This window comes from Streptomyces sp. NPDC093109 (genome assembly GCF_040701725.1).
Taxonomy (GTDB): Bacteria; Actinomycetota; Actinomycetes; order Streptomycetales; family Streptomycetaceae; genus Streptomyces.
The window spans coordinates 125869-137740 of the sequence record NZ_JBFBEZ010000015.1 but is presented as its reverse complement, the minus strand read 5'-3'; the positions used below and the strand labels follow the sequence as shown (position 1 = coordinate 137740).

Here is an 11872-nt window from a genome sequence, read left to right as displayed (position 1 = left end):
GGAGCTTTGTGCGGTCGTACGAACGAGTCGTGCCCCCCGATACGGGGAACTCTACGAAGAAGCCGACCGGCAGCAACGATACCGGCAGCCGGCCCGGCCCCCTCGGGACGGGGGCCGGGACCCCTGCGGGGCCCGGTGCACGGCAAGGGGCCTGGACGACAAGACCTGGGCCGGGAGGTAGCGTCTGGGGACGGGCCCGTCTCCAGGACGGACCATGACGTGACGAGACAAGACCCCCGCGCGCAGGGTCTGAGGGGAAGACGTTCACCAGATGCCGGACCGACGCCGCCGCACAGCTCTCCACCTCCCGCCGCCCGCTGGACCGGTGCTGCTGCCACGGGAACGCCAGTCCTCCTCCACCGGTTCGCCGGGGGCCTCGGACTCCTCGGATTCCCCGGAGCCCTCGGAGCCCTCCGATTCCGCGCCTTCCGCGCCTTCCGCGCCTTCCGCGCCTTCGGGGAGCACCCGCAAGCCGTCGGGCGCCCCCGAGGACAATCCGTTCGCACCGCCGCCCGAGGGCACGCCCGACCGGCCGTGGCAGCCGCGCCTCCCGGAGAACGGCGGCTCCACCGACGAGGGCTCCGGCCGGAGCGGCTGGGGCAGCCAGTGGAGCAGCCGCCAGCCCGGCCGCTCGTCGGGCGGCTTCGGCAGCCGGCCCGGCACCCCGCAGGGCCAGGGCGGACAGCCAGGGCAGGACGGCGGCCAGGACAGCCCCGACGGCGGTCGCGGCGGGCTGCGCTGGGATCCGACGGACGTGTCCCAGCGCCGTGCCCGGTACGCGCTGCTCGCCGGGATGTGGGCCCTCTTCTTCGTGCTCTTCCGGCTGCCCGAGGCCGCGCTCCTGCTCGGCTCGCTCGCCGTCTACTGGGGCGCCAGCTCGCTCCGTAACAAGCAGAAGGCGACGACGGACAAGCCGGAGGACGCGAAGGGAGACGCGCAGGGGGATGCCAAGGGAGACGCCAAGGGGGACGCGAAGAGCGCGGTCACCGATGGCTCCTCCGGTGCCGTCGGCGCCTCACCCGCTCCGGTGCGTATGACAAAGACCCCGCCGCCGGACAAGGGCGCCGCACCGTCCACCCGGCCGCAGCGGACGGCCGCGGTGACCGGCCTGGTCGCCGCCGCGCTCGCGCTGGTCTTCGTCGCGACGACCTTCGGCGTGCGACTGGCCTACCCCGACTACTACTCCTGTGTGAACGACGCGCTCACCAAGACCGGCCAGCTCTCCTGCAACGAACTGCTGCCGCACTCGGTGGAGCGCCTCTTCGGCGTCAAGGAGTAGGAGCGGGCCCTGCCACCGGCCGCTCGTCCCGCTCGCCCCGCTCACCCCCCGTCAGCTCCGGCCCCGCCGGAGCGGGGGTGAGGGTGGCGGCGGGGGCGGGGGCACCGGAAGGTGCCGGGGCTCCCGGGAAGTCGGCCATCAGCCCGCCCGACGCCTCCTTGAACGCCGCCCACCGCACCTGGCGCGCCCCGCGCTCGTGCCACGCGGCGGCCGGCAGGACGTCGTACGGCACGGAGTCGGGATCGGCGGCCGGTACGCCCGTGCCCGTGCCCGAGCCCGCGTCCGCGTCCGCGACCGCTTCCCTGGGCGTGCGGCGCCGCCAGGGCGCCCGCCGCCGGCCGCCACCCGCCGTCGCCGCCCCCGGATCCCCGGCCCCCGGCACCTCCGTCCCCGGCTCCGTCTCCGCCTCCGTCTCCGTCTCCGGCAGCGCGTCCGCCCGCCGCTCCCGCAGCCGCCAGGCCCGCAGCAGCAGGGCCAGCGGCACCCCGAGGACCACCGTCCAGCCCAGCGCCGCCGCGCCCGTCAGCCACCACACCGGGCCGAAGGCCGCCAGCTCGGCATTGCCCAGCGGCCCGCCCGACAACGCCGCCAGACCCGCCGTCAGCACGGCGCACACCCCGCCGCCGAGCCCCGCCGTCAGCGCTGTCTCGCGTACGCCCCACGCCTCGTCCCGTACGGAGTACGGGGGCGCCGCCGTACGGACCGTGAACCAGGCGACCGCCAGCCCCGCCGCCACCGGGACCGCCCCGGCCGCCCAGTTCACGGCGGTCCCGGGGCCGACGCCCGGCACCGCCGCGAGGAGCGGGAAGGACGGCAGCGCGGGGGTGCCGACGACCCCGAGGGGGGTGGCCGTCGCCGCCGTACCGAGCGCGAAGCCGGGGCCCAGGCCGTACGCCGCGCCCCAGACCGCCGCGTTCGGCACCAGGGCCAGCCCGAGCAGCAGGACGGCGAACCGCCCCGACCAGTCCCCCGCCAGGCTCACGAACGACGCGTGCGCCGGGTCCATGTGCCATCCCAGCGACACCCCGACGAGCAGCGCGCCACCGCCCAGCAGCAGCAGTACGGCCGCGGCCCCCGCCCGCGCCGCCACCGCCGCCCGTCTCCGCGCGCCGGGCGCCCACACCGTACGGACCAGCGCCGTCCGTACGAACCCGGGGAGCCGCCGCGGCAGCGCGCCGCGCCGGTGGCCGCCCGCCCGCCACACCCCGGCCACCGCGGACACCACCGTCAGGACCGGCAGCGCGACGGCCGCGCGCGACGGCGCCCCGATCAGCGGGCCGCGCGCCGCGAAGACCACGGCGGCGGCGCCGACCAGCAGATATCCGCAGCAGACCGTGGACACCGCGCCGAACGCGGTGAGCCGTGGCCGCCCCTCGTCCGGTTCGAGCGTGTCCCGCACCGTCCGGTACACCAGCCAGACCGGCAGCGCGACGAGGAGTATCGGCACGACACCGAGCGGCGCCGGGGTCCCTGACAGGGTGTCGGGACGGATCAGCTCGACTCCGTGCGCCAGCAGCCAGAGCCCTGCCGCCACCCGCAGGGCCCCGCCGGCGCCGCTGTCCGGGTACGGCGAGATGATCCACGCCGCCATCACCAGCACGGCGAGCGCGCCGAGTCCGAGGCCCGCGGCGATGGCTCCGCGGAGGAAAGAGGCGGTCAGCGCGGCGGCCCGGCCCCGCTCCACCGCGGAGGCCGATGACAACGGCGTGCTGCGCTCGGTCATTTGGGTCACAGCTTCATGCTGCCCACGACACGCGCCGTATCCACGTAACAGGCGAATACTCGCCGTGTCGCCCAATATACGTTTATGTGCTTTTTTACCCAGTATCGTGCTGCGGGGAGCCCCACATGACGCAGAACACCACGCAGAGCGCCACCCTGCCGCCTCCCGAGGAACGCCGCAGGCTGCGTGAGGCGAAGCCGATGACGGAGAAGCAGATCGCGACGGCGATGGGGGTCACGCGGTCGACGATCAGGTCCTGGGAGACCGGCCGTACGACTCCCCGGGGCCGTAAGCGGGAGTCGTACGCGAAGCTGCTGGCCGGGATCGAGGCGGAGCTGCGGGAGCGGGCGGAGCTGGCGCTGCGAACGGAGCGCGCGGCGGTGAAGGCCGCTCAGGAACGTACGGCGGCCCGCCTCCTGAGCACCCACGACGCGCCGCTCCAGGACCGCCCGGAGCAGCACGCGGAGCCGGTGGCCGCCGCGGCCGTGCTCGTGGCGCCTCCCGACGGCGGAGCCGACGCGGCGTCAGCGGCCCGGCGCGAAGCGGAGACCGAGGTCGCGGTGGATGCCTCGGATGCGGCGGCGGAAGCGGCGGTGGCCGAGGCCGAGGCAGCCGCGCGGGCCGCCGCCGCGAAGGCCGCCGAGGCAGCCGCCCTCGCCGCCGCGACCACCCCCGAGGAAGCGTTCGACGTGCTGTACACGCACACCGGACCCGCCCTCGCCCGGCAGACGTTCCTGCTCACCGGACGGCGCGCCCTGTCCAAGGAGTCCGTCGAGCAGGCGTTCCACCTGGCCTGGCGGCGCTGGCCCGAGGTCGCCGTCGACCGCGATCCGCCGAGCTGGGTACGGGTCGCCGCGTACGAGTACGCGATGTCGCCCTGGCACTCGATGCGCCGCGCCCACCGGCACCCCGATCCGGCGACCCCCGGCGAACTCCAGGGCCCCGGCGCCCGGGCGCTGCACGAGGCGCTGCTCGCGCTGCCGCCCGCGTACCGCCGCACGCTGCTGCTCTACGACGGTCTGCGGCTCGATCTGCCGGAGACCGCCGCCGAGACCGAGGCGAGCACCCCGGCCACCGTCAACCGGCTGACGTACGCCCGCGACGCGCTCGCCGCGCACCTGCCCGAGCTGGCCGATCCGGCGCTGCTGCACGCGCGCCTCGACGCGCTGGCCGGCGCGGTCACCCCGCCGTCGCTCGCGCCACCGGGGGCCGTACGGACGCGCAGCGAGCGGCGGGTCCGGCTCTGGACGCGGGCCGCCATCTCCTTCACCACGCTGATCGTCGGCGCGACGGCCTTCACCGTGACCACCGCCCCGACCCAGTACCACGCGCCGGTGGCCGCCGGTGAGCGGGTCGGCGGCGTCCCCGCGGCGGCCGGGCCGCAGCGGCTGACCCCGCAGGACGTGAAGCTCCGCGCCCATCTCCGTGCCCAGCCGGCGACCGGCCCGTACCGCCTCGTGCCACGCGCGGAGTAACCGGAGTAACCGGAGTAACCGGAGCGAGCCGTCCGGCACGGCGGACCGCGAAACGCGCGTGGGCCCGTACCCCCCGAAAGGAGTACGGGCCCACGCGCGGGTGCCGTGACCGTTGGTCTTCCGACCGGTGTCAGCCGGCGAGGATGGCGCGGGCGAGCCCGGCCGTCTCGGTCGGGGTCTTGCCGACCTTCACACCGGCGGCCTCCAGGGCCTCCTTCTTCGCCTGGGCCGTGCCGGAGGAGCCGGAGACGATGGCGCCGGCGTGGCCCATGGTCTTGCCCTCGGGCGCGGTGAAGCCCGCGACGTAGCCGACGACCGGCTTGGTGACGTTCTTCGCGATGTAGTCGGCCGCGCGCTCCTCGGCGTCGCCGCCGATCTCGCCGATCATCACGATCAGGTCGGTCTCGGGGTCGGCCTCGAACGCGGCGAGCGCGTCGATGTGCGTCGTACCGATGACCGGGTCGCCACCGATGCCGACGGCCGACGAGAAGCCGATGTCGCGCAGCTCGTACATCATCTGGTAGGTCAGCGTGCCGGACTTGGACACGAGACCGATACGGCCGGGCTTGGTGATGTCGCCCGGGATGATGCCGGCGTTGGACTGACCGGGGGTGATCAGGCCGGGGCAGTTCGGACCGATGATGCGGGTCTTGTTGCCCTTGCTGCTCGCGTACGCCCAGAAGGCGGCGGAGTCGTGGACCGCGATGCCCTCGGTGATGACGACGACGAGACCGATCTCGGCGTCGATCGCCTCGACGACGGCGGCCTTGGCGAAGGCCGGCGGCACGAAGACGACGGAGACGTCGGCGCCGGTCTTCTCGATGGCGTCGGCCACCGACCCGAAGACGGGTACGGAGGTCTCGCCGAACTCGACGGACGTACCGGCCTTACGGGGGTTCACGCCGCCGACGATGTTGGTGCCGTCGGCGAGCATGAGCTTGGTGTGCTTCATGCCGGTGGCGCCGGTCATCCCCTGGACGATGACCTTGCTTTCCTTGGTCAGGAAAATAGCCATGGTGTTGGAGTCCCTGTCCTTTTACTTGGCCGCGGCCAGCTCGGCGGCCTTGTCGGCCGCGCCGTCCATGGTGTCCACGCGCTGCACGAGCGGGTGGTTGGCGTCGGACAGGATCTTGCGACCCAGCTCCGCGTTGTTGCCGTCGAGCCGCACGACCAGCGGCTTCTCGACCTTCTCGCCCTTGCTGGCGAGCAGCTCCAGCGCCTGGACGATGCCGTTGGCGACCTCGTCGCACGCGGTGATGCCACCGAAGACGTTGACGAACACGGACTTGACGTCCGGGTCGCCGAGGATGATCTCCAGGCCGTTCGCCATGACCTCGGCGGAGGCGCCGCCACCGATGTCGAGGAAGTTGGCGGGCTTCACGCCGCCGTGCGCCTCACCGGCGTAGGCGACGACGTCGAGGGTCGACATGACCAGACCCGCGCCGTTGCCGATGATGCCGACCTCGCCGTCGAGCTTGACGTAGTTGAGGTTCTTCGCCTTGGCGGCGGCCTCCAGCGGGTTCGCCGCGGCCTTGTCCTCCAGCGCGTCGTGCTCCGGCTGGCGGAACTCGGCGTTCTCGTCGAGCGAGACCTTGCCGTCGAGCGCGATGATCTTGCCGTCGCCGGACTTGATCAGCGGGTTGACCTCGACGAGGAGGGCGTCCTCCTTGATGAAGACGGTCCACAGCTTCTGGAGCACGTCCGCGACCTGGTCCGCGATCTCCGCCGGGAACTTCGCGGCGGCGACGATCTCGGCGGCCTTCTCGGGCGTGCAGCCCTCGTTGGCGTCGACCGGGATCTTGGCCAGCGCGTCGGGGTTCTCCTCCGCGACGACCTCGATCTCCACGCCGCCCTCGACGGAGGCCATGGCGAGGAAGGTCCGGTTGGTGCGGTCCAGCAGGAAGGAGACGTAGTACTCCTCCGCGATGTCCGCGGTCTGGGCGAGCATGACCTTGTGGACCGTGTGGCCCTTGATGTCCATGCCCAGGATCTGACCGGCCTTCTCGACCGCGTCCGCCGCGTCGGAGGCCAGCTTCACGCCGCCGGCCTTTCCGCGGCCACCGACCTTGACCTGTGCCTTGACGACGGCCTTGCCGCCGAGACGCTCGGTCACCTCGCGGGCGGCCTCAGGCGTTTCGATGACTTCACCGGCCAGCACCGGTACACCGTGCTTGGCGAAGAGGTCCCTCGCCTGATACTCGAACAGGTCCACGCGCGTCCGTCCCTTGTCTTTTAAAACCGCAGCCTGGTGATCGCGGGTTCGTTGTCTGCGTGGGCGTGCCGCGAAGGGCAACGTGACTGCACTGTCACTGAGGGAGGCGTACACGCTGTCCGGTACGCGGCATGTCCGCCTCGCAGGTTATCCCCGTGTGCCGTGGGTCCCTAAATCGCGGATCACACATGAGCGGTGATACCTGTCACAGAGCGGTGATACCCGTCACGTCGCGCCCTCACAGACCGGTGTCAGGCACCGGAATCGGACGTTTCTCCAGTGCCGCCGCCATCACCTCGGGGAAGAGGTCGGGCGTGCACGCGAAGGCGGGCACGCCCAGCGCGGAGAGGGCCGCCGCGTGCTCGCGGTCGTACGCGGGCGCCCCCTCGTCCGAGAGCGCGAGCAGCGCCACGAACTCCACGCCGGACGCCTTCATCTCCGCGACGCGGCCGGTCATGCCGTCGCGTATCCCGCCTTCGTAGAGGTCGCTGATGAGCACGACGACGGTGTCGGCGGGCCGGGTGATGCGGGAGCGGCAGTACGTGAGCGCCCGGTTGATGTCGGTGCCCCCGCCGAGCCGGGTGCCGAAGAGCACGTCGACGGGGTCGGCCAGCTGATCGGTGAGGTCGGCCACGGCCGTGTCGAAGACGACCAGCCGGGTCGCCAGGGACGGCACGGACGCCAGGACCGCGCCGAAGACGGCGGCGTGGACGACGGAGGCGGCCATCGACCCGGACTGGTCGACGCAGAGGATGATCTCCTTGCGCACCGCCCGCGACGCCCGGCCGTGCCCGACGAGCCGTTCGGGAACGATCGTGCCCCGCCGCGTACCCCGGTCCGTGCCCCGCTCCGGCAGCCGGTTCTTGAGGTTGGCGCGGATCGTCCGGTCCCAGTCGATGTCCCGGTGGCGCGGCCGGCTGATCCGCGCGGAGCGGTCGAGCGCGCCGGTGAGCGTGGTGCGGGTACGGGCGGCGAGCCGCCGTTCGAGGTCCTGGACGACCTTGCGGACGACGGCGCGGGCGGTCTCCCTCGTGGTCTCGGGCATGGCTCTGCCGAGGGAGAGCAGGGTGGCGACGAGATGGACGTCGGGCTCGACCGCCGCCAGTGTCTCCGGCTCCAGGAGCAGTGAGGCGAGCCCGAGCCGCTCGATCGCGTCCCGCTGCATGACCTGGACGACGGTGCTCGGGAAGTACGTACGGATGTCGCCGAGCCAGCGCGCCACGGACGGCGCGGAGGCGCCGAGACCACCGGCGCGCCCGCGCCCGCTCCCGCTATCCGCGCCGGCCCGGCCGGCCGCCGCCGTTCCTGCTCCGGTTCCGTTTCCGATTCCGTCTCCGTACAGGGCGGTCAGCGCGCCGTCCATCGCCGCGTCCGTGCCGGCCGGGGTGTGTCCCGTCCCGTCGGCGCCGTCCCCGCCGAGCACCATCCGCCAGCGGCGCAGCCGCTCGCCCTCGGCTCCGCCGGTGTCCGGGTCCGTGGTCATCCCCTCACCTCCGCGAGATCGAGATCGTGGGCCTTGTCGAGGATGAGCGCGAGCACCGGCAGTACGGCGTCGGCGCGGGCCTTGTCGAGTCCGGGGCCGAAGCCCGGCGCGGCGGGCGCGGGCCCGGCCTGACCAGCGCCGCCGCCCGGTCCGCGCCGTACACGCTCGCCCAGGGTGCGGCGTACGCCCGGTTCGTACGCGGAGAACGTACGGCGCAGCAGCGGCAGTACGTCCGTGAAGGCACCGGGCGCCACGCCTGTCAGCCAGGTGTCGACGAGGCCGAGGAGGCGTTCGTCGTGGACCAGGATCAGGCCGCCGCCGGGAGCGCCGCCCAGGAAGCCCTCCATCCAGGCGGCGGCCTCCGGGGGCGGGACGCCGGGTGACAGGGCGAGCCCCATCAGGACGGCGGCCCGGTCCTGGGCGAGGCGCCCGTCGTCCAGGAGCAGCCGGGCGGCCCGGCCGCGGACCGTGCCGGCCACGGTGTCCCGTTCCGCGAGCTTGCGCAGGACGCTCTCCCAGCGCCCGTTCAGCCCCGCATCCCCGGCCTCGGCGGCCTCGGCGGCCTCGCCGGCAGGCGCGGCCGGGCCCCGGCCGCCGGTCAGCAGGCGGATGGCGGTGTGCGCGCGGTCGAGATGGCCGCGCATCTCGGTGGCGCCGTCCGCGTCGAGCCCGGCGCAGGCGGGCGGCAGCCCCACACAGACGCGTTCGGCGAGCCCGGCCGCGACGTCGGCGAGGGCGGCGGCCCCGGTCCTGGTGCCGGTCCCGGTGGCGGTCCTGGTGCCGGTGCCGGTTCCGGTGCCGGTTCCGGTGCCGGTTCCGGTGCCGGTGCCGGTCCCGGTGGTGCGTACGTCTCCGTATCTCGCCGCGCGGGCCAGCGCCGGGAGCGCCCGCGCGAGCCGGCCGACATCGGTGTCGAGGGCGGCGCGGTCGGCGAGGGCCCGCATGACGACGGGGAGGGCGTCCGGCAGTACGGCCGGGAGGCAGCTCTCGGCCAGCTCCGTGACCTCGGCGAGCGTGGCCGCCGAGCGGGCCAGGGACTCGGCCCTGGCGGTCGCGGCGGCGAGCACGGTCGTGCCCCAGACGCCGGCCTCCGCGACCCGTACGGCCAGTTCGGGCTCCCAGCGCAGCCGCCAGCCCTCCCGGAAGGTGCCAGTGCCCGTACGGCCCGCGACGGGCTCGCCCCAGCCGACGCCGAGGAGCCGCAGCCGGTGCAGCAGCGCGCTCTTCGCCGCGTCGCCCTCTTTACGGAGGTCGAGATCCAGCTCGCGCTGCTCCGCCTGCGGCTTGAGGCGCAGGGAGCGCTGGAGCCGGGTGAGATCGCGCTGGAGCGGCACGGCGGGCGCCGTGTCGGGAACCGCGCCGAGCACGTCACCGACGACGAGCCGGTCCCTGATGAGCCCGAGCGGTACGTCGGAGCCCTCGCACAGGACGGCCAGGACCGCGTCCGTGGTCTCGTCGAGCCCGGCGAGCGGCCGGCCGCGCAGGGTGGCGAGGGCCTCGGCGAGCCGTACCGCTTCGATGACGTGCGCGGGCGAGACGGGATGGTCCTCCGCGCGGAGCAGCCCGGCGACCTTGGTGAGCCAGCGCTCCACGGGCCGGTCCTGCGCCTCGAAGAGGTGCCCGTACCAGCCGGGGGCGTCGATGCCCGCGCCGTAACCGCTGTGCCGGGCCAGCCTGCGGTGGGTCCAGGGCACCCAGGTGATGTCGGTCCTGACCTTCGGCAGCCCCTTCAGCAGGGCGCGGTCGGCGGCGAGGGTGGTCCGCTCGCGCAGCGCCGGCACGTGCCAGGCGCCGCAGACGACGGCGACGGCCTCGTCCCCGTACTCCGCGAACTCCTTGCGCGCCGCCCGCAGCTGGAGCCGCATATGGGCCTCGCGGACGCGATCGCGCGGGTCTCCGCCGTCGCCGTACTCCTCGCGCAGCGCGGCCATCGCGTCGGCCACGGCGTCGAACGGCGCGAAGGGGTCGCCGGGCCCGGTCCCCGCCCTCCGGTGCTCGACGACGTCCTCCCACCAGCGCTCGGGGCTGTCGTGACCGGCGGCCTCGGCGAGCGCGGCCAGCGGATCGAACGGATCAGGCTGATCGGGCGGACCGGGCGGATCGCCGTCCGCTGCGGGCCGCGCCGCCAGGGAGTGCGCGGCCGGCAGATCGATGAAGCGGGCCGGTACGCCGTGGTCGAGCGCCCAGCGCAGGGCGACCCACTCCGGGGAGAACGCGGCCAGCGGCCAGAACACCGCGCGCCCCGGATCGTCCACGGCGTGCGCGAGGAGCGCCACGGGAGGCCGCATGGCCCGGTCGGTGGCGAGCGCCAGCAGCGGGTCAGCCTCGGGCGGCCCCTCGATCAGTACGATCCGGGGCGCGCCCGCGTCGAGCGCGGCCAGGACCGCCCGCGCGGAGCCGGGGCCGTGGTGCCTGACCCCGAGCAGCAGCGGCCCGCGCCCGGTCGTCTCGCGCGCGGTGGTCACGCGCCCGGTGGTCACGCGCTCACCTCGCGGCAGGCGCGGTAGAAGTCCTGCCAGCCGTCGCGCTCGCGGACCACCGTCTCCACGTACTCCCGCCAGATCACCCGGTCCGCCGCCGGATCGCGGACGACCGCGCCGAGGATGCCCGCCGCCACATCGCCGGGGCGCAGCACGCCGTCGCCGAAGTGGGCGGCGAGCGCGAGGCCGTTGGTGACGACGGAGATCGCCTCGGCGGTGGAGAGCGTCCCCGAGGGGGACTTGAGCCTCGTACGGCCGTCGGCCGTGACGCCGTCGCGCAGTTCGCGGAAGACCGTGACGACCCGGCGGATCTCGTCGATGCCCTCGGGCCCGCCCGGCAGACCGAGCGAGCGCCCCAGCTGGTCGACGCGGCGCGCGACGATGCCGACCTCGGCCTCCTGGCTGGCGGGCAGCGGCAGGACGACGGTGTTGAAGCGGCGGCGGAGCGCGCTGGACAGCTCGTTGACCCCGCGGTCCCGGTCGTTGGCCGTCGCGATCAGGTTGAAGCCGCGGACGGCCTGCACCTCCTGTCCCAGCTCGGGAATCGGCAGGGTCTTCTCGGAGAGGATCGTGATGAGCGAGTCCTGCACATCGGCGGGGATACGGGTCAGCTCCTCGACGCGCGCGGTCATCCCCTCCGCCATGGCGCGCAGCACCGGGCTGGGGACGAGCGCGGCACGGCTGGGTCCTTCGGCGAGGAGCCGCGCGTAGTTCCAGCCGTACCTGACCGCCTCCTCGGGCGTGCCCGCCGTGCCCTGCACGAGCAGCGTCGAGTCGCCGCTGACGGCTGCCGCGAGATGTTCGGAGACCCAGGTCTTGGCGGTGCCCGGCACGCCGAGGAGCAGCAGCGCCCGGTCGGTGGCGAGGGTGGTGACGGCGACTTCGACGATCCGGCGCGGTCCCACGTACTTCGGTGTGATCAGCGCCCCGCCGGGCAGCGTGCCGCCGAGCAGATAGGTGGCCACGGCCCACGGCGAAAGCCGCCAGCCGGCGGGCCGCGGCCGGTCGTCGGCCGCGGCCAGGGCCGTCAGTTCACCGGCGAACGTGTCCTCGGCGTGCGGGCGCAGGATGTCGCCGCCGCCGGGCAGGGCGTTCTCGGACGTGGTCCCGGTCTCGGTCTCGGTCAGGTTCTCGGTCACGGTCATGGCTCCCCCTCCGGATCGTTCGACCCGATGTGGGTTTCCACGGTGCACCACGCCACTGACAATCGGCCGTGTCCG

General features: G+C 74.2%; 8 protein-coding genes. 2 read left to right on the top strand and 6 right to left on the bottom strand.

Annotated elements, in window-relative coordinates; all coding sequences use genetic code 11:
- Nucleotides 1–271 precede the first annotated feature (271 nt).
- Nucleotides 272–1279: a hypothetical protein gene (locus tag AB0389_RS16970; protein ID WP_366396170.1), complete on the top strand. Its 1008-nt coding sequence runs from the start codon at nucleotides 272–274 to the stop codon at nucleotides 1277–1279.
- On the opposite strand, the gene AB0389_RS16965 is transcribed toward AB0389_RS16970, so the two are convergent.
- The gene (locus tag AB0389_RS16965; RefSeq protein ID WP_366396169.1) at nucleotides 1269–3002 is read right to left on the bottom strand and encodes a DUF6350 family protein; all 1734 of its coding nucleotides are present in this window, start codon (nucleotides 3000–3002) and stop codon (nucleotides 1269–1271) included. The genes AB0389_RS16970 and AB0389_RS16965 overlap by 11 nt on opposite strands.
- 125 nt (nucleotides 3003–3127) lie before the next feature.
- Here AB0389_RS16965 and AB0389_RS16960 point away from each other — a divergent pair, with 125 nt between their 5' ends.
- Complete coding sequence (locus AB0389_RS16960) at nucleotides 3128–4477, top strand: helix-turn-helix domain-containing protein (protein ID WP_366396168.1); 1350 nt, start codon at nucleotides 3128–3130, stop codon at nucleotides 4475–4477.
- Between the two features lie 130 nt (nucleotides 4478–4607).
- Here AB0389_RS16960 and sucD read toward each other — a convergent pair whose 3' ends face one another.
- The 5 genes from sucD to AB0389_RS16935 all read right to left on the bottom strand — a co-directional run bounded on the left by sucD (nucleotide 4608) and on the right by AB0389_RS16935 (nucleotide 11797).
- Entirely contained in the window at nucleotides 4608–5492 is an 885-nt protein-coding gene (gene sucD / locus AB0389_RS16955; protein WP_366396167.1) for a succinate--CoA ligase subunit alpha, read from the bottom strand.
- Between the two features lie 21 nt (nucleotides 5493–5513).
- On the bottom strand, nucleotides 5514–6689 hold the full coding sequence (sucC, locus tag AB0389_RS16950) for an ADP-forming succinate--CoA ligase subunit beta (RefSeq protein ID WP_366396166.1): 1176 nt from the start codon (nucleotides 6687–6689) through the stop codon (nucleotides 5514–5516).
- A gap of 238 nt (nucleotides 6690–6927) precedes the next feature.
- Nucleotides 6928–8172 carry a VWA domain-containing protein gene (locus tag AB0389_RS16945; protein WP_366396165.1) on the bottom strand — a complete coding sequence of 415 codons (1245 nt, stop codon included), beginning with the start codon at nucleotides 8170–8172 and terminating at the stop codon, nucleotides 6928–6930.
- Nucleotides 8169–10652 (bottom strand): DUF5682 family protein, encoded by a 2484-nt coding sequence (locus AB0389_RS16940; RefSeq protein WP_366396164.1) that lies wholly within the window; start codon nucleotides 10650–10652, stop codon nucleotides 8169–8171. Before AB0389_RS16940 ends, AB0389_RS16945 begins: the two co-directional genes overlap by 4 nt.
- On the bottom strand, nucleotides 10649–11797 hold the full coding sequence (locus AB0389_RS16935; RefSeq protein ID WP_366396163.1) for an AAA family ATPase: 1149 nt from the start codon (nucleotides 11795–11797) through the stop codon (nucleotides 10649–10651). The genes AB0389_RS16940 and AB0389_RS16935 overlap by 4 nt, the downstream gene beginning before the upstream one ends.
- Between the last annotated feature and the right edge of the window lie 75 nt (nucleotides 11798–11872).

Excerpts from the sequence above, each read along its gene's own strand:
- AB0389_RS16970 (WP_366396170.1), top strand. The coding sequence starts at position 272 with ATGCCGGACCGACGCCGCCGCACAGCTCTCCACCTCCCGCCGCCCGCT.
- AB0389_RS16965 (WP_366396169.1), bottom strand. The coding sequence starts at position 3,002 with ATGACCGAGCGCAGCACGCCGTTGTCATCGGCCTCCGCGGTGGAGCGG.
- AB0389_RS16960 (WP_366396168.1), top strand. The coding sequence starts at position 3,128 with ATGACGCAGAACACCACGCAGAGCGCCACCCTGCCGCCTCCCGAGGAA.
- sucD (WP_366396167.1), bottom strand. The coding sequence starts at position 5,492 with ATGGCTATTTTCCTGACCAAGGAAAGCAAGGTCATCGTCCAGGGGATG.
- AB0389_RS16945 (WP_366396165.1), bottom strand. The coding sequence starts at position 8,172 with ATGACCACGGACCCGGACACCGGCGGAGCCGAGGGCGAGCGGCTGCGC.
- AB0389_RS16935 (WP_366396163.1), bottom strand. The coding sequence starts at position 11,797 with ATGACCGTGACCGAGAACCTGACCGAGACCGAGACCGGGACCACGTCC.